The 24,865-nt window shown below is 54.2% G+C and carries 23 protein-coding genes and 2 pseudogenes; 11 read left to right on the top strand and 14 right to left on the bottom strand.

Annotated elements, in window-relative coordinates; translation table 11 throughout:
* Positions 1-56: 56 nt before the first annotated feature.
* Positions 57-1,067: an isochorismatase gene (locus tag RHJ02_RS04440; RefSeq protein ID WP_206201241.1), complete on the bottom strand. Its 1,011-nt coding sequence runs from the start codon at positions 1,065-1,067 to the stop codon at positions 57-59.
* Positions 1,068-1,240: 173 nt separating this feature from the next.
* On the opposite strand from RHJ02_RS04440, the gene RHJ02_RS04435 reads away from it, so the two are divergent.
* From RHJ02_RS04435 to RHJ02_RS04415, 5 genes are all read left to right on the top strand, one after another.
* A complete protein-coding gene (locus RHJ02_RS04435) occupies positions 1,241-1,849 on the top strand; it encodes a hypothetical protein (protein WP_206201240.1) in 609 nt (202 codons plus the stop codon).
* Between the two features lie 44 nt (positions 1,850-1,893).
* Positions 1,894-3,135, top strand: a complete 1,242-nt coding sequence (locus RHJ02_RS04430; RefSeq protein ID WP_206201239.1) for a hypothetical protein — start codon at positions 1,894-1,896, stop codon at positions 3,133-3,135.
* Positions 3,136-3,149: 14 nt separating this feature from the next.
* The gene (locus tag RHJ02_RS04425) at positions 3,150-3,446 is read left to right on the top strand and encodes a hypothetical protein (RefSeq protein WP_206201238.1); all 297 of its coding nucleotides are present in this window, start codon (positions 3,150-3,152) and stop codon (positions 3,444-3,446) included.
* An 8-nt stretch (positions 3,447-3,454) separates the two neighbouring features.
* Entirely contained in the window at positions 3,455-4,399 is a 945-nt protein-coding gene (locus RHJ02_RS04420; RefSeq protein WP_206201237.1) for a branched-chain amino acid ABC transporter permease, read from the top strand.
* A gap of 234 nt (positions 4,400-4,633) precedes the next feature.
* Positions 4,634-5,071: an ATP-binding protein gene (locus RHJ02_RS04415; RefSeq protein ID WP_149817272.1), complete on the top strand. Its 438-nt coding sequence runs from the start codon at positions 4,634-4,636 to the stop codon at positions 5,069-5,071.
* Between the two features lie 2 nt (positions 5,072-5,073).
* Here the strand turns inward: RHJ02_RS04415 and RHJ02_RS04410 are convergent, their stop codons facing one another.
* The 4 genes from RHJ02_RS04410 to RHJ02_RS04395 form a co-directional block, all read right to left on the bottom strand.
* A complete protein-coding gene (locus RHJ02_RS04410; RefSeq protein WP_206201236.1) occupies positions 5,074-5,901 on the bottom strand; it encodes an FAD-binding domain-containing protein in 828 nt (275 codons plus the stop codon).
* Between the two features lie 4 nt (positions 5,902-5,905).
* Entirely contained in the window at positions 5,906-6,634 is a 729-nt protein-coding gene (locus RHJ02_RS04405; RefSeq protein WP_302678960.1) for a circadian clock KaiB family protein, read from the bottom strand.
* 4 nt (positions 6,635-6,638) lie between these two features.
* Positions 6,639-8,003 (bottom strand): type IV pilus twitching motility protein PilT, encoded by a 1,365-nt coding sequence (locus RHJ02_RS04400; RefSeq protein WP_302678959.1) that lies wholly within the window; start codon positions 8,001-8,003, stop codon positions 6,639-6,641.
* An 83-nt stretch (positions 8,004-8,086) separates the two neighbouring features.
* On the bottom strand, positions 8,087-9,070 hold the full coding sequence (locus RHJ02_RS04395; protein ID WP_302678958.1) for an AEC family transporter: 984 nt from the start codon (positions 9,068-9,070) through the stop codon (positions 8,087-8,089).
* A gap of 74 nt (positions 9,071-9,144) precedes the next feature.
* On the opposite strand from RHJ02_RS04395, the gene RHJ02_RS04390 reads away from it, so the two are divergent.
* The gene (locus RHJ02_RS04390; RefSeq protein ID WP_310453284.1) at positions 9,145-10,302 is read left to right on the top strand and encodes an MFS transporter; all 1,158 of its coding nucleotides are present in this window, start codon (positions 9,145-9,147) and stop codon (positions 10,300-10,302) included.
* Here the strand turns inward: RHJ02_RS04390 and RHJ02_RS04385 are convergent.
* Positions 10,286-12,100 carry an ABC transporter ATP-binding protein gene (locus tag RHJ02_RS04385; protein WP_310800498.1) on the bottom strand — a complete coding sequence of 605 codons (1,815 nt, stop codon included), beginning with the start codon at positions 12,098-12,100 and terminating at the stop codon, positions 10,286-10,288. The two genes, RHJ02_RS04390 and RHJ02_RS04385, sit on opposite strands and share 17 nt — an antisense overlap.
* 418 nt (positions 12,101-12,518) lie before the next feature.
* Here RHJ02_RS04385 and RHJ02_RS04380 point away from each other — a divergent pair, with 418 nt between their 5' ends.
* The gene (locus tag RHJ02_RS04380) at positions 12,519-14,141 is read left to right on the top strand and encodes a hypothetical protein (protein ID WP_310800497.1); all 1,623 of its coding nucleotides are present in this window, start codon (positions 12,519-12,521) and stop codon (positions 14,139-14,141) included.
* A 33-nt stretch (positions 14,142-14,174) separates the two neighbouring features.
* Here RHJ02_RS04380 and RHJ02_RS04375 read toward each other — a convergent pair whose 3' ends face one another.
* Both RHJ02_RS04375 and RHJ02_RS04370 read right to left on the bottom strand, forming a co-directional pair.
* Entirely contained in the window at positions 14,175-14,753 is a 579-nt protein-coding gene (locus RHJ02_RS04375) for a hypothetical protein (RefSeq protein ID WP_206201229.1), read from the bottom strand.
* 12 nt (positions 14,754-14,765) lie between these two features.
* Entirely contained in the window at positions 14,766-15,365 is a 600-nt protein-coding gene (locus tag RHJ02_RS04370) for a DJ-1/PfpI family protein (RefSeq protein ID WP_206201228.1), read from the bottom strand.
* 80 nt (positions 15,366-15,445) lie between these two features.
* Between RHJ02_RS04370 and cobM the strand changes: the two genes are divergently transcribed.
* Together cobM and yidD are read left to right on the top strand one after the other, a co-directional pair.
* Positions 15,446-16,249: a precorrin-4 C(11)-methyltransferase gene (gene cobM / locus RHJ02_RS04365; protein WP_399379838.1), complete on the top strand. Its 804-nt coding sequence runs from the start codon at positions 15,446-15,448 to the stop codon at positions 16,247-16,249.
* Positions 16,250-16,285: 36 nt separating this feature from the next.
* Entirely contained in the window at positions 16,286-16,546 is a 261-nt protein-coding gene (gene yidD / locus RHJ02_RS04360; RefSeq protein WP_206201226.1) for a membrane protein insertion efficiency factor YidD, read from the top strand.
* Between the two features lie 13 nt (positions 16,547-16,559).
* Here the strand turns inward: yidD and RHJ02_RS04355 are convergent.
* Positions 16,560-16,748, bottom strand: a pseudogene (locus RHJ02_RS04355) (hypothetical protein); the annotation flags it as partial.
* 121 nt (positions 16,749-16,869) lie between these two features.
* Here RHJ02_RS04355 and RHJ02_RS04350 point away from each other — a divergent pair.
* Positions 16,870-17,416, top strand: a pseudogene (locus RHJ02_RS04350) (transposase).
* 32 nt (positions 17,417-17,448) lie between these two features.
* Positions 17,449-17,667, top strand: a complete 219-nt coding sequence (locus RHJ02_RS04345; protein WP_206201224.1) for a type ISP restriction/modification enzyme — start codon at positions 17,449-17,451, stop codon at positions 17,665-17,667.
* Positions 17,668-17,674: 7 nt separating this feature from the next.
* Here the strand turns inward: RHJ02_RS04345 and purU are convergent, their stop codons facing one another.
* The 5 genes from purU to RHJ02_RS04320 form a co-directional block, all read right to left on the bottom strand.
* Positions 17,675-18,550: a formyltetrahydrofolate deformylase gene (purU, locus tag RHJ02_RS04340; protein ID WP_206201223.1), complete on the bottom strand. Its 876-nt coding sequence runs from the start codon at positions 18,548-18,550 to the stop codon at positions 17,675-17,677.
* Between the two features lie 43 nt (positions 18,551-18,593).
* Entirely contained in the window at positions 18,594-21,455 is a 2,862-nt protein-coding gene (gene uvrA, locus RHJ02_RS04335) for an excinuclease ABC subunit UvrA (RefSeq protein WP_310800496.1), read from the bottom strand.
* Positions 21,456-21,629: 174 nt separating this feature from the next.
* Positions 21,630-23,267, bottom strand: coding sequence for a chaperonin GroEL (gene groL, locus RHJ02_RS04330; protein ID WP_206201221.1), 1,638 nt, complete (start codon positions 23,265-23,267; stop codon positions 21,630-21,632).
* A gap of 69 nt (positions 23,268-23,336) precedes the next feature.
* Positions 23,337-23,648 (bottom strand): co-chaperone GroES, encoded by a 312-nt coding sequence (gene groES / locus RHJ02_RS04325; RefSeq protein ID WP_149820030.1) that lies wholly within the window; start codon positions 23,646-23,648, stop codon positions 23,337-23,339.
* A gap of 187 nt (positions 23,649-23,835) precedes the next feature.
* Positions 23,836-24,660 carry a carbohydrate ABC transporter permease gene (locus tag RHJ02_RS04320; protein WP_225901698.1) on the bottom strand — a complete coding sequence of 275 codons (825 nt, stop codon included), beginning with the start codon at positions 24,658-24,660 and terminating at the stop codon, positions 23,836-23,838.
* Between the last annotated feature and the right edge of the window lie 205 nt (positions 24,661-24,865).

Genomic DNA, 24,865 nt, shown 5'->3' with positions numbered 1-24,865 from the left:
CATCTAGCCCCGATCCTAAACTGTCTCTTTTCAGAAGTGGTAAGTCTTTAGATCAACTAAAGATTCCAAGGAGCACTGCTAGTGGTGATCCGGTGCATGCCGGCAGCAGCAAACTCGGCAAAGGTTGCATTGGCAGTTTCGCTAAAGTCCACGACCCCCGGCACCACCACAGGGGACATACAATCCTCAAGGAGATAGACCCGCTGGGCGAGTTGGGGATCGCGCTGCTGAATTTCACTGAGCAGGTCGGCTACCGTCCAAGCAACACAGTGACTTTTGGCTTGACCGGCAATGATCAGGCGATCGCCCGCCAGCAGATGCTCAATCAAAGCGCTATTCACCGCCACTAAAGGACGCCCTTGGAGGTCATGGCTCACCTCTGGACGCAACACCGAATAATTCTCCGTCAGGGGGTGGCTCCCCTTGAGTTCGATGCGGGTTTGCTGCTGTCGCGCCACAGTATGAAAGAAACAGGCCTCCTCCACAGCAGACACCAGTGCATGGCCAATCCCCCCCAGCATCGAGTGGTAAGGCCAAATCGTCAACGGAAATTTGCCTTTGGCGGCTAACTGGGCAACGTAGTGCCGGGCATAGGCCTGCAAACTCTCTTGATCAGTCATGCCGAGGGAGGTTAGCAGATGGGGATTGGGTTGCCAGCGCCCCCGCTCAACATCGTCAACGGTAATCGTGGTTAGAGGTGGCGGCGGTTCCCCGGTAGCATCTCGCCAAAAGAGGGGATGAAAAATTTGACTGGCGGTATGGGTATCGAGGGTAACGATAATCTCGCTAATGTGGGCAAGGTGGGTGTAGATAAAGCGGCAGAGGCGTTGATTATCCGCAACCGCCCCTTGGACAAATAGCTCAAAGTCGGGTAGGCAAAAGGTGTTTTGCACATCAATGAGCAAAAGGATCGTACGCTGCCGATCCTCAGCGGCAGGGGGAATTTGATACTGCTGTGCCCATTGCCGCGCCTGCACTGCTCGCTCTTGGTAGGGAACGCGCCACACTTGAGCAACCTTAGTGGCATCAAAAAAATCGGGGATAGGCAGTTCTTTGATCGGCGCCATAGGCAAGGGATCCGCTGCAGACCCGCTGCAAAATAGTGTAAAAAGTATTTGTGGATACAATTGTTAATTTTTAATAAAAGTCTAGAATATCAGAAATTCTACGGATGCGCAACAATTGATTACCTCTATAAAGTAGAGTTAGTCAAAGCTTAATCTTGATTGGGAAATTCGCAATGCTGGTGCGTACACTCAAGAGTGTTTTAGAGCAACATATTGCCGGAGTCCCGGGCGTGTTAGCTGTGTTAATTGGCCGCACGACGGATGGAGCAACCATTGCCGAAATTAACTACAGTGGCAATAGCCTTGAAAATGAGTCCTTGAGTTCTTTGGGTGCCTATGCCAGCGATCTGCTGCGAGCCAACAATCGCGTGTGCCAAGTGGTGGATCCGGCCTCAGAGGCAGACTATCTGCTAGCGGGTTCGGCAGAGGTGCGATTGGTCATCAAAGCCTTTAGCAAAACTCCCTACTTTGTCCTCTTTCTCACCAAGGGTAGCACGAACCTGAAGCTGGTCTTTGAGCGGATCAAGGCGATCTTGGCGGATGGCAAGCCCCTGTTGCCGCCTGTCCAAGACAACACCACCTCCGTCGCTCAACTGCTGCTTAGCTATGCCCGTCGCTATGCGCCGGATCCCAACTTTGTGGCGCTGCGGCTGTCGTTGAAAACGGGCTTGCACCGCGAGCGATTGGAAAAAGGCCAGTTGGATGAACGGGAAGTGCGCATTCTCTACAAGGGCGTGGCCGATATCTTGGGTGTGGAACGCCTGCCGGTTGCCCTTCCCTAGGTTGATTTGACTCACCCTTCACCATTTAACAAAAGATTGGCCCTATGTTTGAGCATCTCCGTATCGATCGCCCCCGCAAGCTGGTGGCTTTTTTTGACGAACCAGTGATTTTCCACTGCCACCACTACAACCTATTTCTCCAGCAAACCATTGAAGACCCCGACTGGATTGATGGCGTCAGTATCCTACAGACCTCAGCCCAAGAGATTTTCTATAGCTTGCTCGCCAATGCCTTTAATACGTTGGGAGTGCAAACGCCAGCGGAACGCCTTGCCACCGCCGCCCAGATTTTTAGCTTTTTGGGCTTTGGCCGCCTCAACTTTGAGGTGACAGAAGAAGGGGGTGAGGTGGAATTAACCCACTCCCACTATGCAGAGGGCTGGCTTGGAAAATACGGTGAGCAGGTGAGCCGCACGAAACCCATTGATCACTTGGCAGTGGGTTATGTGGCCGCAGCCCTAGATGCCACCTTTGCGGCGTTGGGTACCTATGTGGCTGAAGAAACCAGTTGTATGGTGGTGACGCGGCAGGATCACTGCATGATCCATGTGACCAAAGCACCGGTGCGCCGCTCCCTAACACCGAGTCCGCAAATGGGCAAGCTCATTGATCAACCGGCGCCCCTGCCGCAGCCAGAAACCAGTGTGGACTACGATGCGGTGAACGAAGCCCTCTGGGGACTGCCCCTAGAAGGGGATGTGAATGGTCAAATTCGTGCCTTTAATGTGCTGCTGACGCGGATGCCCGCCAACTACTACAACCGCATTCAGTACCGTTTCTTGGATGAGCTGCAAAAGGTAGATCCGCAGCTTTTAGAGGTGGGGCAGGCCTTGATCCGTGAATCAGGCCATGTTTGTGTCTTTTACACCTTTGGCAATATCATGGAGTCTTTGGAGTGGGAAACGGTCGTTGGCCCGATGTTAAAAACCGATACCGATTGGATTCACGGGGGGTATGCTGTTGCCAGTAGTTTGGGATGGGGGCGTTGGCAAGCCCTAGAGGTGGTCGGGAATGAATCCTGTCGGGTGGCCATTGATGGCAACTACGAAACCAACTACTTCTTGGCTTCCTATCCCCATACCCTGCAACCGGCCTGTTATTTTGCCCAAGGGGCGGTACCGGCAATGATGAACATTGTCTATAACGGGCGCATTCAACAGAAGCCTGTCTTAGATGAGGCGTTTTACAATCGTCTCTTTCAACGGGGCGGTGTGTTTCAAGGGGCAGAGGTGAAGGCGCGGGAAAAGGGTGATCCCTGGTGTGAATTTTATGCTCAACGCCTATAAGTTAAGTTCTGAGAATGCCAATTCAACTCTCTAAACGGCGGGAATGTGGCGGTACATGGGTGGTTGATGTGGATCTGGGGCGATCGCCCACCAACGAGGAACTCACTACCCTTGCCCAGCGCCATGGTGGTCGCTGTCGCCAATTTCAACAGTTGGTGTGGCTCGATTTCCCTAGCGGTCGGATTACGGCCTCCCTGCGGCTGTCGCGTCTGACGATTCGCCTTGGGGATAACGCCCTCGAAGCAGCCATTATTGCGGAGTTGCAGCAGCTTGCTGCGGCCAGCGTGCCGGCCTGTGCAATGGATGCTTAGCAGTAATTATGGCGGGTTGGCTCGGCACGTACGACTTCCTACTGGTTTCAATGACCTTGGGGGCGATGCTGGCCTTGTCACTCTATTTGCCCCTGATGAGTGGCCAACTCTCCCTTGCGAGTCCAGCGTTTTATGCCATGGGTGGCTATATTGCTGCCTTGGTCTCAACCCGTCTTTTTCCTGACCTGAACCCCTATCCCGTGCCCTTGGTGCTGGGGGAAATGGTGTTGGCGGCTGTGGTCTGTGGTGTGGTGGGCTGGGGCTTGGGGGTGCCGGTGCTGCGGTTACGGGGCATTTATTTTGCCATTGCCACGATTGCTTTCTCTGAGGTGCTGCGGGTGTTGGCACTCAATCTGGAGGTGACCGGGGGGGCGATCGGCATCTTTGGCATTCCCCAACCCTTTAGTACACCCTTGGGCTATTTGTGGCTGACGCTGCCCTTGCTGGTCATGGTGGCGATCGCCATCGGTCGCTTGGAACAGACCCGTGCGGGCAAGGCGATGCAGGCCATTCGTGCCGATGAATTGGTGGCGCAGACCCTTGGCATTGATACCACTCGCTACAAGGTTTTGGGTTTTGTCTTGGGGGCAATTCTAGCGGGGGTGGCGGGAGTTTTGGCGGCCCATCTTTTGAATACTTGGAATCCGCGTCAGGGCACGTTTGATATGGGGGTGTTGGCACTGACAGCAGTGCTGGTGGGGGGCAATCGCACGTTTGTGGGGGCGATCGCTGGCGGTATGCTCTTTACAGCTCTGCCTGAACTCCTGCGGGGACTCGCCGATCAACCCTATTTGCCAGTGGCAGTGGCCACTTTTTTCCGCGATGGCCGTCTGATGCTCTATGGGTTGCTGATTATCCTCGGCACACGGTTCTTTCCCCAGGGGTTGTGCCAGCCTCCCAACTGGCGATCGCTCTGGTGCACCCTATTGGGCAACAAAACGAGGAAAATGTAATCAGTCCTCCTGCATTTGGCTGCTTCATGTCCCATCTGCGTTGCCCCATTGAACCCTCTTTCTCCTGCAGCCCATCTCAGCAGCCCTCCAGCGGCGAAACGTCTATTCGTCATGGCTCCATTTGCATCCTTTACATTCAGTGGGCAGGGCGAGCTGCGGAGCTGTTTTTGACCTCTTGGTATCCGATCCTAAAGCTCTGCAACTGATTCCACCCCAGCAAGGACAACTCAGCCTATGACGCCTCCCTTCACCACGGTTTCCCTAACCCTGACCAGTGACCTGACCCAACTGGAGGCTCTCTTGGCATGGTTCAATCAATATCGCCCCACGACGCTGCCCATCGAAGAGTGGTTGAAATTGGAACTCGCCCTTGCCGAGGGGTTTACCAATGCTGTGCGCCATGCCCATCGCGATCGCGCCAGCGATACCCCCATTCGCATTGATCTCTCCCTTGCAGATACTGTGATTGAATTGCGCATTTGGGATCAAGGGGATCCCTTTGATTTGATGGCCAAACTGGCAACACTCCCCAGCCAAATTGCCCTCGATGCCGAAGGGGGACGCGGCCTACGCCTCTTGGCAACCATCATGGATGAATTGGACTATCAGCGCGTGGGCAATACGGGTAACTGTTTGATTCTGCGCAAAACCGTGAAGCCGACTCCCCAATAACCCTATTCCTTGTGGGGGAAAAGGCGGGCTGCCAATTCCTCGTAGGTGGCATCAAAGGGACAGCGATCGCCCATCGCACACTGGCGACAGTATTTGCCATCGCTATAGCGCTCGAGGTTTTGACGGTTAAAAAAGTAGGGCTTGTGGCTAAAGGTACTGGCCACCCACTGCCACGAGAGGTTATTACTGGCCGGATCGCCATCGAGGAGATGCTGCAAAAACCAAGCGGCTCCCGCCTGCCAGCGCACCCGACACCAATGCACCACATAGGCTGCCAACCATAACCGCGCATGGTTATGCAAGTAGCCCATTCGTTGTAGGTCGGCACTAAAGGCATCCATACAGGCCAGTCCCGTTTCCGCTGCGATGAGTGCAGGAGGTAAGTCGGTTTGATAATCGGTTGCTTGCCAACCCGTTTTATAGGGTTCGATGTCCTGCCACAGGCGATCGCCCCAACGGATATAGAGGCGCTGCCAATAGTCTCGCCACGCCAGTTGTTGCAGTAAGGCTTCCGCTTGATAGGGGTGAGACACCACTTCCCGCAGGCGATCGCGCACCGCCGCCAAACTGATCACCCCGTGGCGCAAATAGGCCGAAAGCCCCGTTACTGCCCCCGCCAAAAAGTTGCGACTCTTGCCATACCGTAGAGGCTGTATCTTGGCCAAACGCTCTTGGGCTGCTGCTAAGCCACCACGGGTTTCACTGACCGCGTCATCCTCCCCCACCACATCGGCAAAGACTTGGCGCAGATAGGGCACATAGGCATCACGAGTTCCCGCCATTCGCTCCACAGCAGCCGCCGCGAGCAGGTCTTTAGCAGAATTTGTCATCGGTCTAAGGGCTTAATAAACGTTGCAGGCGATCGCGATTATCCAAGTGTCCCACAAGGCGGCGCACCGGCTGGGGATAGACCCGCACTAAGGTTGGCGTGGCCTGCACTTGATCCTCCTCCGCCAGATCGGGTTGCTTGGTGACATCCACCACTTTGAGCGTATAGGGCACCTTGAGGAAGCGACTCAGCAAGTCATGGAGATTCTTCAGGGCAACTTCCGTGGCATGGGTTTCTCCACGCACATAGAGGCGAAAGACATAGCGATCGGGTTCCGAAGGACGCGGTGCAAAACTGCTCAGGGGGGTGGCTTCCTGCAAATCATAGATCAGTTGGTGCTGCTCCCACAGTTGGGGAAAGCTGCTGCGGTAGGCCTCTAGGGCTTGGACATCGCAGGGATGCTGCGGATCCTGTACCAACTGCCACGGCAATGTGGGCTGATGAGCAGGGGCAAAGAGGGCATTCAATAGGGGACGATGGGGCCATGCCAAGGGATAGACCTCCGCCGCCACTCGCAGGCATTGCTGCTCCTCATCAAACCAGTAATCTACCGCCGCTGTGTAGCAGGGGGATAGAAAAAGGGGCGGCTCCTCCAAATCCAACAGTTGTTGCAGGGCTTGACAAAGCGACTGATGCCAATGCCCCTGTTTTGATGGGTCACGGCAAAAGACCACATCCTCCCCCGGTGTAAAGAGGGCCAACCCCTTGTATAAGACAGGCTTGAGGCCAACCATTGCCCTAGACACGACCCCGTAGAATTTGCGCCATTTCGTTGGGTTTGGGGGAGTTTTCGATGGCGGTTTCCTCATCAATGCGCCCCGCCTCATAGAGTTCGTAGAGGCATTGGTTCATCGTGCACATGCCGTCATACCGACACTGCGGAATAATCGCCTCAATTTCCTCCACTTCACCCCGCAAAATGTAGTCCTTGATGGCATCGGTGTTGATCATGATCTCGTGAATCGCTGCCCGCTTACCATCCGTCGTACGCACAAGGGCTTGGGCAATGACTGCCACCAGCGACTCCGCCACCTGCATCCGCATCGGTCCTTGTTCATCGGGGTTGTAGAGGTTGAGGATCCGCTCAATCGTTTTCACGGCACTGTTGGTGTGCAACGTACCAAAGACCAAGTGACCCGTTTGCGCTGCTTTTAGGGCTGTATTCACTGTCTCGCGATCGCGCATCTCCCCAATCAGAATAATATCGGGGTCTTCCCGCAACGACGCCTTCAGAGCATTGTCAAACTTCAGTGTATGGATACCCACCTCCCGCTGGCGGATCAGGGCACGGCGACTTTGGTGCACAAACTCAATCGGGTCTTCAATGGAGATAATGTGCTTCGGCATTTCGGTATTGATATAGTCCACCATTGCCGCAAGGGTGGTGGATTTCCCAGAACCCGTTGGCCCTGTCACCAGAATCAGACCCTTGTGGTAGTGGCAGAGATCCTTGAAGACCGGCGGCAAATTCAATTGCTCTAGGGTCAGAATCTTCACCGGAATCAAGCGCAGCACCATGGCGGGGCCTTTGAGGGCGACAAAGATGTTGATCCGCACACGGCATAGCCCTTCGTACTGATAGGCACCATCGTATTCAAGGTGGGTGCGAAACTGCTCAATTTGTTGGGGGGTCAGCAGTTCATTCAGCCAGTAGTTAAAGGTTTCCTCATCAGTAACGGGATAGTTGGTAATTTCTAAACGTCCGCGATCGCGAAAGCGCGGCGCTTCGCCAACCCCAACATGAATATCGGAATAGCCGTGCTCAAAAGCCTCCCGCACCAGTTGTTCCATTGTCGGGCCAGAGATCCGCGCGGCTGGTGTGGGCATCGGTTGGGTCGGTACTGCCTGTTGGGGCATTCCCGGCTGCGGCGGCATTGGTCGTGGCGGCATCCCCGGTTGTGGTGGCATGGGTCGAGGCGGCATGCCGGGCTGTGGGGGCATCCCTTGGGGAGGCGGTGGGGGGGCAGCAGGACGGGGAGGCGCCATTCCCGGTTGGGGAGGCAGCGGCGGAACACCCGCCCCCATTGGCGGCCGGGGCGGTGGCATCGGGGGTGAATTGGGAACACGTGGCGGTGGAGGAGGAGGACTTTGGGGATTCGTCATAGGGAAACTCGTGAGAGGGCTAGCAATGGATCAGGTATTTTCAGTGTGCCACTGTTCTTGGAAAAGGAGAGCAGTCGTTAGCGTTATGTTAAAACTTGGCGGCACAGGAACACCCACAGCGGTAACACCGCCACAAAGCTCAGGGTACTCAGAGCAATCACCGCCGGTGGCAGTTCGGTATTGAGTTCGTATTCCTCTGCCAAAATTAGCGCGGCAAAGGCGGTGGGCGTACCAGTCATAATCGCGATCGCCAGCAACGTATCGCCCCGCAAGCCCAAACCATAGGCGATCGCCATCATCGTCAATGGCAGCAACAACGTCTTCACTAACATAGGCAGCAACCCCATACGAAAACTTTGCCAGCCGGGGAGCCGACTCAAACGAATTCCAGTGAGGACAAAGGCAAAGGGAATCACCAAGTGAATATCCATCTCACACAACTTTTCAATCGCCTCGGGAAAGGAAAGATCATGGGTCGCAAAGCCGGCCATGGAGGCCCAAAGGGTCGGCACGGTTGGAATCACCGCCAAGGCGCGCCACCAAGGTTGATCATTGCCCTTACCGTAGTACTGACCGAGAAATGAACCCAATCCATAGGTGCCGAGGGCATTTTGGGTAATGGCATAGAAGGCCGCCCAGGGCAATGCCGTGGCACTCAGGAGAGGAATCGTGACCCCCAAACCGACAAAGCCCGTATTGCCGAGAATGCTGGCAATCAGATAGCTCCCCTGAAAGCGGCGACTTTCTCCTTCGGGAACTGTACTTGTCAGGAAGGGAGGAGTATAGTGGAGCCATTGGGGCTGAAAGTAGCGTTGCTGCCAATAGTAAAGGCCTTGGGCAAGGGTATAGCCGACAATGAGCGCCACAAAGGCCAGCAGCGGTGCCAACCAAATTAACCCCGCGAAGTTGGTTTGCCGCACCAAAGCAAAAATTTGAATGGGTACCCCGACCCAATAGAGGCTGCGCCCCAACCATTGGGGAATCACTGCTGGCAACCAACGGCCACAGATGAACCCCAGACTTGTCCAAATGACTAAGGGACTAGCTGCGCTGAGTGCACCCACCATCGCGATCGCCCTTAACGATTCTCCACTCAATATACTGTGGACATTCCTAAATTCCTAAATACAGGAGTTGAGTCATGGTTTGCCAAAAAGGCTCCGCCCTCAGGTTTGTCGTGCTCCTAGGGGTGGTTTCCCTCTGTGCCGACGCCACCTATGAAGGCGCCCGCAGTCTTACGGGGGTCTATTTAGGAGTATTGGGTGCCAGTGGTACCGTTGTCGGCCTCGTAGCGGGTTTGGGGGAATTCATCGGCTATGGTCTACGCCTTGGGATTGGCTATCTCAGCGATCGTACCCGTGCCTATTGGCGCATTACCACCCTTGGTTATGCCATCAATACCTTAGCTGTGCCCCTCATGGCCTTGACCCATCGTTGGGAAGTCCTAGCGGGATTCATGATTGCTGAGCGCACCGGTAAAGCGATTCGTACACCCCCCCGCGATGTGTTGCTCTCCTACGGTGCTCGCCAAGTGGGTCGCGGCTTTGGCTTTGGTCTCCATGAGGCGATGGATCAAATTGGTGCCGTTGTTGGGCCGCTGATGGTGGCCGGCGTCTTTGCCCGCACCCAGCACTATCAATGGAGTTTTGCCGTCCTCGCCATCCCTGCCCTGATGGGGCTGGTCGTTTTATTGGTGACGCAGCGGCGGTACCCAGAGCCACGGGACTTTGAAACGGTGGTGCAGGATCTGAATACCAAAAGACTACCAACACTGTTTTGGATTTATCTATTGGCCGTGGCCTTTCTGGGCGCCGGTTATGTGGATTTCCCCTTGATTGCTTTTCATTTACAGCAGGGAGACAGTCTGCAAACGAGCCAAATCCCGCTGCTCTACGCCTTGGCGATGGGGGTTGATGCCGTGGCTGCGCTGCTCTTTGGGTACTTACTGGATCGCATTGGCATCATGGCCTTGATCCTTGCGGTTGTGCTGTCGGTAGGCTTTGCTCCCTTGGTCTTCCTCAGTTCTGCGGTGATTTGGGGCATGGTGCTGTGGGGTATTGGCATGGGTGCCCAAGAATCCATTGTGCGGGCGATCGTCGCCAACCTCGTCCCCCCAGAGCGGCGGGGGTCAGCCTATGGCATCTTTAGCACTGGCTATGGCTTAGCGTGGTTTCTCGGCAGTTTCCTCATGGGAGTGCTCTACGATCGCTCCTTGGGGCTGTTAGTATTGGTGTCGGTAGGGCTACAACTGCTAGGGCTGCCACTGCTGTTGTGGATTAGGATCAGGCGTCCTGGGTAGGGGCTGCTTCTTCGGCAAGCGCCTGTAACCGGTAGAGATGGGCATACACCCCATTGCGGGCCAAGAGTTCACTGTGGGTGCCCTGCTCCACCAGTTGTCCCCGTTTGAGCACAAAAATGCGATCCACATGGCGAATCGTGGCTAGGCGGTGGGCAATCATAATGGCGGTTCGATTCACCAACAGGCGGTTCAAGGCCTCCTGAATCATTACCTCTGTACCCACATCCAAATTGGCGGTTGCCTCATCAAGGACAAGGATTTCTGGATTGCGAATCGCTACCCGCGCCAAGGCTAAAAGTTGTCGCTGCCCCGCTGATAGATTCGTGCCCCGCTGCCGCAGGGGAGTGTCATAGCCTTGGGGCAACTGCTCAATGAAGTCGGCAATGTTCATTTCGGCGGCCACCCGCTGAATTTCGGCAAGGGTGTAGTTGTCACCGAGGGCAATGTTGCTTTTCACATCCCCTGAAAAGAGAAAGCTATCCTGCAAAATCACGCCAATGTGCTGCCGCAGTTCTGCTTGGGTAAAGTCGCGGACATTGCGACCACTAACAAGGACTTCACCGCGCGTTGGATCATAGAGGCGACAAAGCAAGCGAATAATTGAACTTTTACCTGCACCCGTAGGACCAACAATCGCCACCTTTTCGCCAGCATGGATCTGAAAGGAAAGTTGCTTGAGGACGTAGTCATCGTCTTTGTAGGCCAGCCAGACATCGCGAAACTCAACGGCAGCGGCTGTATTTTCTGGCTTGGGCAAACGCAAAAAGGTGCGATCGGGATCCTGAATTTCAATCGGTTCTGAGAGCAGATCATGGATGCGCTCAATGGCGGTTAAGCCCGCTTGCACCGTGGTAAATTTCTCCGCCAACTGCCGCAGCGGATCAAAAACGCGCTGGGAAAAGAGAATAAACGTGGCCAAAGTGCCAAAGTCAATCGTGCGCTGCTCCACCAAGGCACCGCCCAGCCAGAGAACCCCCGCGATCGCCACAAAGGCAATCCACTCCAACGTTGCTGATACTGCCGAATCGTAGAAAATCGTCCGATCCACCTCTTTGATGTAGCGTTGATTGCGCCGCCGAAACAGTTGGCTATTAAAGGCCTCACGGCGAAACAGTTGCACCACGGTAATGCCAACAATGTTTTCCTGAAGATCGGCATTCAGTAGCGACAGCTCCTCGCGGGATTTGTAGTTGGCCACGCGGTAGCGATGTTGAAAATAGATAATCAGGGCAGTGATCGGCAGTACCAAGGCCAGCAGCAGCGTTGCCAAGAGGCGGTCAATGAAAAACATCGTCAGGATGACCACCAGCATTGAGAAGACATCGCTGAGAACCCCCACGGCGCCAGTGGCAAACACATCCCCCAGAGCATCCACATCACTGGTCAAGCGGGTAATGAGCTTACCGACGGGGGTGCGGTCAAAAAAGCGCGACGATAACCGGAGCACGTGGTCAAATAAGTCATGGCGAATATCGGCAGTAATGTTTTGGCCAATTTTTTGAATCCAGTACCCCTGCACCGCCTGCACCCCAAAGCGCAGCACCACAGTCATCAGCAGTGCAATGCTCAGTAGATCAATCCCTTGGGTCAGGGTCAAAGGTTTCAAAAAGCTATAGGTACTCTCTTCGCCTTTGAGGAAGGCGATCGCCTGACCAATGATGATCGGTTGTAATGCTGCTGCTGCCGCCAAGGGAATCAAGAGCAAGCCACTTCCCACCAGTCCCCAGCGATAGGGCTTGAGGTAAGGAATCAGTCGTTGCAAAAGTTGCCAATCCGTGGAGCGTGTTGCCGCTGTCATGCCCTGCTGAAATTTGTGAACATCCTTTTTCCCAGTCTAGTGGGTGCTTGTAATTGTTTGTAACAATTTACACGCTTTAGGGAGTTGTCATCTGGCCATCCCTTAGCTACACTAAAGGTAGTTCGGGCTATTAATCCCCCGCATAGCCCCACTGAAATCCCCGAAAAGGTAAGTTACGCCGAAAGGGTAACGCACAAATCAAGGATCCTGTAGCCGCCGCTTCAGAAAATGGTATGGACGTCCTTGATGCCGAAGGGATTTTTTCCAAGCTTCTCAACCGCTCTAAACTTAGGGTGTAGGTTAGCTTGGTCGTTGATACGTAGGATAGTCAAGCGATCGCCACCCGCTTCCTATCACTCTTTTGAAATCGCAGTAGGCTAGAACTAGCGGCACCCCGTTCCATTCTATTGATCGGTTTATGAGTGATTCCCGTTTGCTGGATATTGCGCGGCAGGGCGACCCCCGTGCCATTGGTACGCTGCTGAATGCTGTCCTCCTGCCAAAGCGGGTAAAGGCCACTGTGGTACGTCAGGCCGAGGAGTTAATGATCACGCTGCATTCAGAAAAAATACTCAATCAGGGGGCAGCCGTAACCTTGATCCGCACTGCCTTAGAAAAATTGCACTTGCCAGAGATTCAACGGGTTTTCATTGAGTCACGGGTGTTGGGCGTCCCTCTCTGGGAAAGTCATTTTCAGCTCCAAGTCCTGCCACCCACCCAACCCCATCGAGACGTGGTCGAGGATCCATGGGGCACCGAAACGGCAGCGACTGAGCCACCCTCCCCTGAACCCACGCTGCTGGATTTAATGTCTGCTTTTATGACCTCCGAGGTACCTGCCACATCTGAAAGTCAGGATGCTGTGGCGCGATCGCCCGAAGAGAAGGAACACCCGATTCCAGTAGAGAGCACACCTGAATATGGGGATGTAGCTCCTCCCCTAGAGCAAGTCACTGAGAATGGAACAGGGGCAGAACCCATCAGTGAGCCGCAAGAGCGTTTCCTAGATGAGATTCCAGAAATCGATCCTGATGAGGACATTAGTTTGGCAGATTTAGCTGCCGCCTTTGACCCCAACCCACCCTCACCAGAACCCAATACTGATCGTGAAGAATCTCCATCTGAGTCGCCCCCCCTTCAAGAAGAGCGTATTGAATCCGACACCCTTGATGGGTTCTCAGGAGAATTGCCAGTCTTCGAGGTCGCTGCTGAACCACCTCCAGAAGCTTCTGAGTCCATAGAAGAGAGCATTGCAACACCAGAAGCCCAAGACAGTATTGCTGAGATCCCTGAACCAGCACCCGAACTCTCTGAAGCTACCCTAGAGCAACCGACCCTTGAAGCATACGACTTCCCTGAACCGACGACTGAGGACATTGCCGCCCTAGAAGCCTTAGAGGCGGAGATCGACCCCCAGCCCGCCATGACTGCTGAGATGACGGCTGAAGCTGAATCCTCGCCTGAGGGGGCGATCGCCCCAGACGCTGCCTCTGTTGTTGAGGATCCTTGGGCAGTCTCAGACATGTTGCCCACTGCACCCCCAGTTCCTTCAGAATCTTCTGCCCTTCCCCAACACCAAGAAGCCGCCAACTATCCTCCCCTACGGGATCCTTGGTTAGAGGCCGAGCCTGGGCCACAGGTTCAGGCAGATAAGACACAAGAACCCCCACCACCCCCTGAAACCGCCACAGAACCCCCCCAGCCCCCCTCTGAATCCGAGATTTACACCATTCCCACCATTGAAAAAGTCCCCCGCGATCATCAATCAAAGGTGGCAGGTCTTGCCGGCATAGTCATGGGTCTGGGCTTTTGTGCCACGGGATTAGGAACCATCATCGGTCTGCCGATGGTCGTGGGCAGTATGTGGATGCTTGGGGATGAGGAGGTATGGAGTGGCGAGTGTCCCCATTGTCATCACCCGCTGAAAGTTCCGGTCGGTAAGCTGTGGCGCTTTAGTTGTGAAAAGTGTCAAGGGTTGATTGAAATGAAGAATGGCCGCTTCTACGCGCGGCAAACGCCCCCTGCACCCCCCTCGTCTTGAATCTGAATCTAAACAGAACTCTAGATGTCTGACTTAGGTGTCTAAATTCTCTAAATTCAAACTAACCCGACCCCGTTGGCGACGGGCTTCAAGAGCTTGGGCAATGAGATCCAATAGCCCCGGTGCTTCTTCCTGAATCGTCAGCAATAGGCGTTCGCCCATGGCCAGATCCGCGTCGAGCGGCGGAGGCTCCTGTTCAACCAACTCTCGCAGTCGCGGCACTGTATTGTCAACGATTTCCACGAGTGCCCCCAAGCAGCGAAAAAATTGCCGTTCGGTGAGGGTGCTGTCCTCAATGGGGAATTCAATCATGGCACGCACTTCACCCTCATTGGGGTCGTACTCCCACTGCAACATTTTTGTCTGCCACGAAATGCACAGTAGCGTTTGCAAAATGGCATCACGAAACTGGTGGGTTTTAATCCCCGGCAAAAGATTGGGGGCATAAAGCTTAAAAAACTCGCCTCCCTCATCTAGCTCAATGACGACGATAAATCGCTCAAGGTGATCACCGTTGACGCCCGTAATAATTTGGTGGTTGGCCGCATTCAACCGATAGTTCAGTTGGTGCCGTTGGAGATATTGGGCAATTTGGCTGAGGGCGATCGCCATGCCACGGTGATCCTACACTGCTGCCAAGGGTCGGTGGCTAATCGTTGTTCCCAAAATCTCTAAAAATGCCGCCAACCACTGGGGATGGGCAGGCCAAGCGGGCGCCGTGACCAGATTGCCATCCACTACGACTGCATCCACTGCCACACTGGTAAAGTTACCCCCAGCACTCACGACCTCAGGGCCACAGGCCGGATAGGCCGTACAGGTTTTGCCCGCAAGAACGCCTGCTGCCGCCAACAGTTGGAGGCCGTGACAAATAGCTGCAATCGGTTTTTGGGTCTCGCCGAAGTGCTTGGTGATTTCCAAGACCCGTGGATTGAGGCGCAAATACTCTGGGGCACGACCCCCCGGCACCACTAGTGCATCGTAGGTAACGGGGTCAATCTCTGCAAAAGTGGCATTGAGGGTAAAGTTATGTCCCCGCTTTTCACTATAGGTTTGATCCCCCTCAAAATCGTGAACTGCCGTGCGAACAATGTCCCCAGCGACTTTATCAGGGCAGACAGCATGCACGGTATGACCCACCATTTGGAGGGCTTGGAACGGCACCATCACTTCGTAATCTTCTACATAGTCACCCACAAGCATGAGAATCCGTTTGCCGCTCATGATTCGCTGCCTCTTAAACTGACCTGTCTTGATCCTGACATAACTTGTGTTACCGGCAAAAGTTAATCTTAGTAAGGGGAATAATCAGGTGCAGTGTAGTGCTAAAAAGACAGACCTCGGCTGGGGTTTACTTTGTGGGTGCTGGCCCCGGTGATCCAGAATTACTCACCCTCAAGGGACAACGGCTGATCCAAGAGGCCGATGTGATTTTCTATGCCGATTCTCTTGTGCCGACGGGGATTTTGCAGTTTGCACCGCCGAGTGCCACCTGTATTCCCACAGCCGCAATGACTCTTGAAGAAATGATTCCGCTGATGGTTGAGGCAGTCCAAGCGGGTAAAAAAGTGGTACGGTTGCAATCGGGAGATCCGAGCCTCTACAGTGCCATTCACGAGCAGATTGCCCGCCTCACCGAAGCAGGCATTACCGTTGAAGTTGTCCCCGGCATCAGTGCCTATCAATTGGCCGCCGCCCGCCTCAATGCCGAACTCACCCTACCCGAATTGGTACAGACAATTATCCTCACCCGTGCCAGTGGCCGTACACGCGTCCCACCAACAGAAGAATTGGCCAGTCTAGCCGCCCACAAAGCCAGCCTTTGCCTCTACCTGAGTGCGAATTGTGTCCACCGTGCCCAGCGAGATTTGCTTCAGCACTATCCACCCGAAACCCCAGTTGCTGTGGGCTACCGCTTGGGATGGCCCGATGAGCAGTTGTGGCTGGTTCCCTTGGCTGAAATGGCGGCGTTTAGTCAGCAGCAGCGCTTGACGCGCACCACCCTTTACCTGATCAGTCCAGCACTGGCAGTACAACATCAAGGCCATGGCTCATTGCGCTCCTGCCTCTATAGTCCAGAACATCACCATCTATTTCGCCCCCATTAACCTGCGTATAATTGGGATACCTTGTAGGCAAAGGCTGTGGACAACTGGCTAAGCAAAGCACTGATCTTTTTGATTCGCGCTTATCAGCATTGGATTTCGCCCTTATTTTTGCCCACCTGTCGCTATAGGCCCACTTGTTCTGTCTATGCGATTGAGGCGATCGCCCGATTTGGAGCAGTCAAGGGAACCTATTTAGCTATTCGTCGTATTTTGCGCTGCCATCCCTTTGCCGCCGGCGGCTATGACCCTGTACCCGATCCCCACGATGACTCTGTGCCCCCCTCTTCCCCTTGTTAGTGTCCGGGAGAGCCTATCGACCCTCTACGGCATCGGCATAGCGATAAATTTCTATTCCCAATGCTGCGGCAACCGGTCGTGCCCGATCCTCTACCATTGGCGAAATCACGATTTTACGGTCAATTTGGCGTTGGGGGTGGCGTGCATAAAAATTCACCTTGCGATCAAAGATATACATCCCTGCCTTGTCAATTGAAGATTTATAGCTATTTCGAAAAAGAATGAGATATTTTCAAGAGGGATAGGCTATACTCAAAGCGTCATGAATGTTACTCAAGAATATGAGCTATGGCTTGAACTGACGAGAGCGGGTTGTCTCCTACATCCAGCAAGGTGGCAAAATCAGTGAAGCAACTCAAATCTTCCAGGTGAGCCGCGCCACTATCCATCGCTGGCTGAAGCGAGAGGACTCAGCCCCCACGGTTGTCCCCCGTCGTCCTTGGAAACTGGATTGGGCGGCTTTAGCAGCCGATGTTGCTGCCCATCCCGATTGATGGAGAGCGAGCGGGGAAGCGTCAGAAAAGAGAGAGTTGAGTCGCAGGACGGTATAGACACCAGAAAGACTTCATCGCCCCAATGCTGTTTTGCGGATACTTGAATGCGTTAGGGTTTGTGAGCTGGCTGAGTCAGTACTGTTTGCCGGCGTTAAAGAGACCGTCGTTGTTGATGATGGATAATGCACCGATTCATCCAAAAGGGGCGATTCAGGCAGTGGTGAAAGCGGCGGGTCACGCGGTGTTATTTTTACCGAAATACTCTCCTGATTTGAATGTGATTGAGCACGACTTTAGTGCGCTGAAGCGAGCGCGGATGTATGCAGGGTCAAACAGTTCGATTGATGAAGTGATTCGCAAGTATTGTGCTGGATGATATCTCATTTTTTATTGGAATAGCTATATGTGGTGAATGGCAAGCCTGCCATCGAGTGGGTGATGGATCGCTATCAAGTCACTGTGGATAAAGACAGCCAAATTCGCAATGACCCCAACGACTGGTCAGCAGATCCCCGCTACATTATTGACTTACTGAAGCGCGTGGTGCGAGTGAGCGTCGAAACGCTCCAGATTGTCCAACAGCTTCCAAAGTTCAAGCTCCTCAGCAAAAAGGCAACTGCCCCCTGATTAGCGCCTAGGCAAAGACTGCCGTGCGATTGCCATACACGAGAATGCGGTTCTGCAAATGCAGCCGTACTGCCCGTGCCAAGACCACCCGTTCTAAATCCTTGCCCTTGCGAATCAGATCTGCCACCGTATCGCGATGGCTAATGTGCACAACTGCCTGCTCAATAATCGGTCCTTCATCCAAATCCGCTGTAGCATAGTGGGCCGTGGCACCAATGATTTTTACCCCCCGCTCATAGGCACGGTGGTAGGGATTCGCCCCCGCAAAGGCAGGCAAAAATGAATGGTGAATGTTGATCACTTGGGGAAAGGCCTCAATAAATTCTGGACTGAGTACCTGCATATACTTGGCCAGCACCACCAGATCGATGTTGTAGTCCTTGAGCAGTTGCAGCTGCTTGGCTTCGGCAAGGGGCTTGGTCTCTGGTGTCACGGGGATATAGTGAAAGTCAATGCCAAACTGTTCGGCAATGGGACGTAAATGCTCATGGTTACTGATAATCAGGGGAATTTCCGCAAAGAGATCCCCCGCTCGCTGCCGCAGCAGCAAATCCCACAGGCAATGATCTTGGCGGCTCACCCAAATGGCCAAGCGATAGGGAATATCCGACGCCCGCAACTGCCAGCGCACCCCTTGCCAACTGGCAAAGACTTTTTCCCGCTGTGCATAGTTGATAAATGTGGCAGCAATCTGATCGCGGGGGATTTCAAAGCCCTCTAGTTCCCACTCGAGGCGGGAGAGAAAAATGCCCGCGACAGCATCCGTGTGGTGATCAGCATGAACAATGTTACCGTTGTAGCGATAGACAAACTGCGCCAACTTGGCCACTAACCCCCGCTGATCAGGACAGGAAATGCAGAGGGTCATGGTGGGCATGGACATAGGAATAAAGGGAATAAAGCAAGGCAGAGCAACCTGTATTCTACTACTGCTGAGGACTGGCGGCGCGATTTAACACCTTGGCGAGGTACTGCCCTGTGTAGGATTGGGGCACCAGTGCCACCGCTTCAGGGGTGCCGACGGCAACCACCTCTCCGCCGCGATCGCCCCCCTCTGGTCCAAGGTCAATAATCCAATCGGCACAGCGAATCACATCCAGATTGTGCTCAATCACCAAAATCGAGTTGCCCTTGTCCACGAGACGCTGCAATACATCGAGGAGTTTATGCACATCGTAAAAAGACAGCCCCGTGGTGGGTTCATCAATGAGGTAGAGCGTTTTGCCCGTGGCACGCCGCGACAGTTCAGCCGCCAATTTGAGGCGTTGGGCTTCGCCCCCAGAGAGGGTCGGTGCCGTTTGCCCTAGTTTGAGATAGCCCAAGCCCACATCCACGAGGGTTTGCAGCTTGCTCACTGCCTTGGGGATATTTTCAAAAAAGGCCAGTGCCGTCTCGGCGGTCATATCCAAAACGTCGGCGATCGAGCAGCCTTTGTACTTCACTTGCAGGGTATCGCGATTGTAGCGTGCCCCCTTGCACACTTCACACTGCACATAGACATCGGGCAAAAAGTTCATCTCAATCACATTGACCCCTTGGCCAGCGCAGGCTTCACAGCGTCCGCCCTTGATATTGAAGGAAAATTGCCCTGGTTTATAGCCCCGTGCCTTGGCCTCCACGGTTTGGCTAAAGACCTCACGGATAACATCAAACACCCCAATGTAGGTGGCAGGGTTCGAGCGGGGGGTACGACCAATGGGAGACTGGTCAATGACAATCACCTTGTCAATGGCATTTAAGCCTTCAATCTCGCCAAGTCCCTTGGGGAGCGGCACACTGTGACCAAGATGGTGCTGCAGGGCAGGATAGAGGACTTCGTGCATGAGGGTGGATTTTCCCGACCCCGATACCCCCGTCAGACACACCAGCTTACCGAGGGGAATTTCTACGGTGATGTTCTTGAGATTATTGCGAGATACCTGTTTGAGAATCAGGGATTGACCATTCCCCGGCCGGCGATCGCTGGGGGTTTCAATGCGCTTGCGCCCCGACAGATAAGCCCCCGTCAGGGAGTCGGGATGATTGAGAATCGCCTCTAGGCTGCCTTGAGCCACAATCTGGCCGCCGTAGATCCCCGCCCCTGGGCCAATATCAACAATGTGATCGGCAGCGCGGATCGTGTCCTCATCGTGTTCAACCACAATCAGCGTATTCCCCAAGTCCCGCAGGCGAAACAGTGTTTGCAGGAGGCGATCATTATCCCGCTGATGCAAGCCAATACTGGGTTCATCGAGGACATAGAGCACTCCCGTCAGGCCAGAGCCAATTTGAGTGGCCAAGCGAATGCGTTGGGCTTCACCACCAGAGAGGGTGGCCGCACTGCGATCCAGCGTCAGGTAATCTAGCCCCACATCCACGAGAAACTGTAATCGCGCGGTCACTTCCCGCAGAGCCAGCTCCGCAATCTGCTGTTGGCGGGCACTCAGTTGGAGCGATCGCAGCCGTGCTAAACACTCGCGAATCGAGACACTGGTGAGATCCGTGAGGCGATATTGCCCCAAGCGCACTGCTAGGGCGGCGGGTTTTAGGCGTTGACCACCACAGGCGGGGCAGGTTTGATTGACTTGGTACTCTTCCAATTTTTGCTTGTAGGCCTCGGAGGTGGTCTCGCGGTACTGCCGCTCTAGAATTGGGATCACCCCTTGGAATTGGCGGTAATAGTCCCGTTTGCGATAGCGGGAATCGGCAGGAACGAGAATTGGGGTATCGGTGCCGTAGAGGATAATTTCCCGTTGCAACTCCGTGAGGCGGTACCACGGTGTATTGATGTCAAAGCCAAAGGCCTCAGCAATACCACAGAGGAGAGCAAGGTAGTAGTCGTGTTCTTTATTGGCCCAGGGGGCGATCGCCAGATAGACCGGTAGTTCAGGATTGGGGACAATCAACTCCGGACTAAATTTGCGCAAATAGCCCAAGCCATGGCACTCTGGACAGGCACCGTAGGGGGAGTTAAAGGAAAAGAGCCGCGGCGATAGCTCATCCATCACGGCCCCATGCTCCGGACAGGCAAAATTTTCGGAAAATAGGAGCGTTTGACCCTCAGCCTCACCCTCGCGGGGTACCACACTGACCATTGCCGTACCATTGGCATGGTGCAACGCCGTTCGCAGCGAGTCCGCTAAGCGTTCTTCAATGCCAGGTTTGAGCACAAGGCGATCGACAACAATTTCAATCGTGTGGGCATGGTTTTTATCCAGTTCAATGGCATCACTGAGGTCGCGCACCTCGCCATTAATGCGAACCCGCACAAAACCTTCACTAGCAAGACTCGACAGCAGTTTTTTATGCGTGCCCTTTTTCCCCTTGACAATAGGAGCTAGAACTTGAAAGCGCGTCTGAGGGGGCAACTGCATCACCTGATCCACCATTTCATCAATGGTTTGGGGGCGAATCGAGCGATCGCAATGGGGGCAATGGGGTTCACCCGCACGGCCATAGAGCAGCCGCAGGTAATCATAGATTTCCGTCACCGTGCCCACCGTCGAGCGAGGATTGTGGGAAGTGGACTTTTGATCAATGGAAATCGCTGGACTCAGCCCCTCAATGGCATCCACATCCGGCTTATCCAACCGACCGAGGAATTGCCGTGCATAGGCACTCAGCGACTCCACATAGCGGCGTTGCCCTTCAGCAAAAATCGTGTCAAAGGCCAGAGAGGACTTACCGGAACCAGAAACCCCTGTCATCACAATCAGGCGATCGCGGGGCAGATCGAGGTCAATGTTTTTCAGATTATGCTGCCGTGCACCCCGAACCCGAATTTCACCCGTAGGCACTGGATCGCCCATGCTGCAAACTGCGAATGTTAAAAAACGTTACATTGAGGGTTATTATAGCAACGCGGCCAGACCCGTTTGGCACCATCCAATAAAAAAGCGGGGTGTGGTTTCCCCGCTGTGAGTGTGACTTAGGTTACTTGCGCTGAACCCAGTGAGTTTCAGGGATTCACCGACGGGTTGGGCTTAGTAGTCGAAGTCACCGCCCATGCCGGCACTGGCACCCGCAGGATTGTTGTCCTTGGGTTCGGGTTTGTCAACGATGATGCACTCGGTGGTCAGCACCATACCGGCAATAGAGGCCGCATTTTGCAGAGCCGAGCGGGTGACTTTGGCAGGGTCAACGATACCAGCATCGAACATGTTGACATATTCATCTTTGGCGGCATCATAACCCACATCGAAGGGTTTTTCTTTGACCCGTTCGACAATGATGGCACCGTTTTGACCCGCGTTTTCAGCGATGCGACGCAGGGGAGCGCTAAGGGCACGCTCAACAATGTTGGCACCAATCAGTTCTTCACCCGTCAGGTGCTCAGCCGCCCAGTTGCTCAACTCAGGCGCCAAGTGCACCAAGGTGGTACCGCCACCGGGAACGATCCCCTCTTCAACAGCGGCTTTGGTGGCGTTAATCGCATCTTCCAGACGGAGTTTGCGATCTTTCATTTCGGTTTCAGTGGCAGCACCGACTTTAATCACTGCCACACCACCGGCCAGTTTGGCCAACCGCTCCTGCAGTTTTTCTTTGTCATAGCTGGAGTCGGTTTCTTCGATTTGGCGACGGATTTGCTCGCAGCGAGCTTTGACGGCTTTTTCATTGCCTTCGGCCACAATCGTGGTGTGATCTTTGGTGATGGTGATGCGGCGAGCTTTACCGAGCATATCCAGCTTGGTATTTTCCAGCTTCAGACCGGCATCTTCGGTGATCACTTGACCCGCTGTGAGGACGGCAATATCTTCGAGCATTGCTTTACGGCGATCGCCAAAGCCGGGAGCTTTCACCGCAGCCACATTCAAGACACCGCGCAGACGGTTGACCACGAGGGTCGCCAAGGCTTCTTTCTCGATATCTTCAGCAATGATCACCAGCGGTTTACCGGCGCGAGCCACTTGTTCGAGGATCGGCACCAGATCTTGCACTAAGGTAATTTTCTTGTCGGTGATCAGCACGAAGGGTTCATCAAGCACCGCTTCCATGCGCTCGGTGTCGGTGGCAAAGTAGGGGGAGATGTAGCCCTTGTCAAAGCGCATCCCCTCAGTGACCTCGAGTTCGGTGGTCATGGATTTGCCTTCTTCGAGGGAGATCACGCCTTCTTTGCCCACCTTGTCCATGGCATCGGCAATCATCCGACCCACTTCTTCATCGTTGCCCGCGGAAATTGCTGCCACTTGGGCAATGGCTTTGGAATCTTCCACCGGACGGGCATGTTCAGCAATTTTTTCCACAAGGAAGTGGGTGGCTTTGTCAATCCCGCGTTTCAGGGCAATGGGGTTAGCACCGGCAGCTACGTTGCGCAGCCCCTCTTTCACCATGGCATGGGCAAGAACCGTTGCCGTAGTCGTACCGTCACCGGCAGCATCATTGGTTTTCGAGGCGGCTTGGCGGATCAGCGCCACACCGGTATTTTCAATGTGATCTTCCAGTTCAATTTCCTTGGCGATCGTCACCCCGTCGTTGACAATTTGGGGGGCGCCAAATTTTTTCTCCAGAACTACGTTCCGTCCTTTAGGACCAAGGGTCACGGCCACGGATTCAGCCAAGATGTCCATCCCTTTTTCGAGGGCACGACGAGCATTTTCGTTGTAGATAATGCGCTTCGCCATAGGTGTTTCCTACCTCAATCGTTCAACAGTGATGAAAAATCGCACAGAAATGTAAGGAGTGTCAGCGACTTAGCCAACAATGGCCAAGATGTCTTTTTCCGAGAGGAGAACGTAGTCTTCGCCCGCCAGTTTCACTTCAGTACCGGCATATTTGGAGTACAGCACTTTGTCCCCCACTTTCACATCCATGGGCTGACGCTTGCCGTCTTCAGTGAGTTTGCCAGGACCGACGGCGGTCACTTCGCCCACTTGGGGTTTTTCACGGGCATTGTCGGGCAGGAGGATGCCCCCTGCGGTACGTTCTTCACTTTCGCTGACTTTGACAAAAATGCGATCGCCCAACGGCTTCACAGTTGAAACGCTTAGAGATACGGCTGCCATAGCGTACTGTTCTCCCAATTGTAAGAGTATGGATTGATAGCACTCACTGCACGGCTCATCGCGCAGTTTTTGGGGGGCAAGAGCATCACTTGCAGTTGTTTAGCACTCTCACCCTTCGAGTGCTAATGTAGCGAGAGACGGTTGGCGATCGCAACTCCTGTTGCAGTACGGTTTTCCGAACGGAACTTTAGCTCTTTAGTCCCGTCGTGGCAATGCCGCGAATCAGTTGCCGCTGACCCAAAATAAACAAAATCATCACCGGCACAGTGGCAATCACCGCTGCCGCCATCATCAACGGCCAATCATTGGTGAACTGCTCCTGAAAACTGGCCAAGGAAAGCTGCACTGTGATCAGTTCTGGCTTAGTGGTAAAGACCAAGGGCTTAAAGAGGTCATTCCACTCCCCAATAAAGGTAAAGATAAAGAGTGTGACCAAGGCCGGTCGGCTCAGGGGCAAGAGAATATGCCAGAGGACTTGCCAGCGATTTGCCCCATCCAAGAGGGCTGCCTCCTCAAGGGCAACGGGCAATGTGAGAAAAAACTGCCGCATCAAAAAGACGCCAAAGCCATTGGCCGCCGTCGGCAAGATCAAGGCGCCATAGGTATTGATCAGATGACCCGCCTTGAGGATGAGGAAAATTGGGATCACCAAAAGTTGAAATGGGATCACTAGGGTTGCCAGCATCAGCAGCAAAATCGTCTGTTGCCCCGGAAACGAAAGTCGCGCAAGGGCGTAACCCGCTAGGGCTGAGGTCACCAACTGGAGCGCCGTTACCGCTAAAGCCACAAACGTTGAGTTGGCAAAGGCCAAGATAAAGTGTCCCTGCTGCCATGCTGCCTGATAGCTCTGCCATGTCCAGCCTTGGGGTGGCAACAATTGGGTAGGTAGGGTTCCCGGTGGCCAGCCCGACGTACAGAGCACCACCAGTAGGGGGCTGAGAACCAGCAACGCCCCCAATGTCAATACTAGGGTCAACCCCAAGGAGTGACCCCTGCCCAAGAGCCGTTTCAGCCCATCCACAACCTTCCTTTCCCCAAACAAAACCCTGCGCCCTTCGGAAAGCCGGCCTCTTGAGAGCTGCATGTCCAATTCTCCCTCATCCCTGCTTTAACTGCCAGTGAGGTACATTCTCCTTCCCCCTTTCATAGAGATTTATCTGCCCCACTCAGGGGGTTGGGAGGGCGCTTGAGGACATCCTTGCAATCAAGATTTTGCT

This window comes from Thermosynechococcus sp. TG215 (genome assembly GCF_031583455.1).
Classification (GTDB): Bacteria; Cyanobacteriota; Cyanobacteriia; order Thermosynechococcales; family Thermosynechococcaceae; genus Thermosynechococcus.
The sequence above is the reverse complement of the archived record's forward strand: the minus strand, read 5'-3'. Positions and strand labels throughout refer to the sequence as shown.

Bases quoted from the DNA above. Each gene is read 5' to 3' on its own strand.
- RHJ02_RS04440 (WP_206201241.1), bottom strand. From the start codon at position 1,067: ATGGCGCCGATCAAAGAACTGCCTATCCCCGATTTTTTTGATGCCACT.
- RHJ02_RS04435 (WP_206201240.1), top strand. From the start codon at position 1,241: ATGCTGGTGCGTACACTCAAGAGTGTTTTAGAGCAACATATTGCCGGA.
- RHJ02_RS04430 (WP_206201239.1), top strand. From the start codon at position 1,894: ATGTTTGAGCATCTCCGTATCGATCGCCCCCGCAAGCTGGTGGCTTTT.
- RHJ02_RS04425 (WP_206201238.1), top strand. From the start codon at position 3,150: ATGCCAATTCAACTCTCTAAACGGCGGGAATGTGGCGGTACATGGGTG.
- RHJ02_RS04420 (WP_206201237.1), top strand. From the start codon at position 3,455: ATGGCGGGTTGGCTCGGCACGTACGACTTCCTACTGGTTTCAATGACC.
- RHJ02_RS04415 (WP_149817272.1), top strand. From the start codon at position 4,634: ATGACGCCTCCCTTCACCACGGTTTCCCTAACCCTGACCAGTGACCTG.
- RHJ02_RS04410 (WP_206201236.1), bottom strand. From the start codon at position 5,901: ATGACAAATTCTGCTAAAGACCTGCTCGCGGCGGCTGCTGTGGAGCGA.
- RHJ02_RS04405 (WP_302678960.1), bottom strand. From the start codon at position 6,634: ATGGTTGGCCTCAAGCCTGTCTTATACAAGGGGTTGGCCCTCTTTACA.
- RHJ02_RS04400 (WP_302678959.1), bottom strand. From the start codon at position 8,003: ATGACGAATCCCCAAAGTCCTCCTCCTCCACCGCCACGTGTTCCCAAT.
- RHJ02_RS04395 (WP_302678958.1), bottom strand. From the start codon at position 9,070: ATGGTGGGTGCACTCAGCGCAGCTAGTCCCTTAGTCATTTGGACAAGT.
- RHJ02_RS04390 (WP_310453284.1), top strand. From the start codon at position 9,145: ATGGTTTGCCAAAAAGGCTCCGCCCTCAGGTTTGTCGTGCTCCTAGGG.
- RHJ02_RS04385 (WP_310800498.1), bottom strand. From the start codon at position 12,100: ATGACAGCGGCAACACGCTCCACGGATTGGCAACTTTTGCAACGACTG.
- RHJ02_RS04380 (WP_310800497.1), top strand. From the start codon at position 12,519: ATGAGTGATTCCCGTTTGCTGGATATTGCGCGGCAGGGCGACCCCCGT.
- RHJ02_RS04375 (WP_206201229.1), bottom strand. From the start codon at position 14,753: ATGGCGATCGCCCTCAGCCAAATTGCCCAATATCTCCAACGGCACCAA.
- RHJ02_RS04370 (WP_206201228.1), bottom strand. From the start codon at position 15,365: ATGAGCGGCAAACGGATTCTCATGCTTGTGGGTGACTATGTAGAAGAT.
- purU (WP_206201223.1), bottom strand. From the start codon at position 18,550: ATGTCCATGCCCACCATGACCCTCTGCATTTCCTGTCCTGATCAGCGG.
- uvrA (WP_310800496.1), bottom strand. From the start codon at position 21,455: ATGGGCGATCCAGTGCCTACGGGTGAAATTCGGGTTCGGGGTGCACGG.
- groL (WP_206201221.1), bottom strand. From the start codon at position 23,267: ATGGCGAAGCGCATTATCTACAACGAAAATGCTCGTCGTGCCCTCGAA.
- groES (WP_149820030.1), bottom strand. From the start codon at position 23,648: ATGGCAGCCGTATCTCTAAGCGTTTCAACTGTGAAGCCGTTGGGCGAT.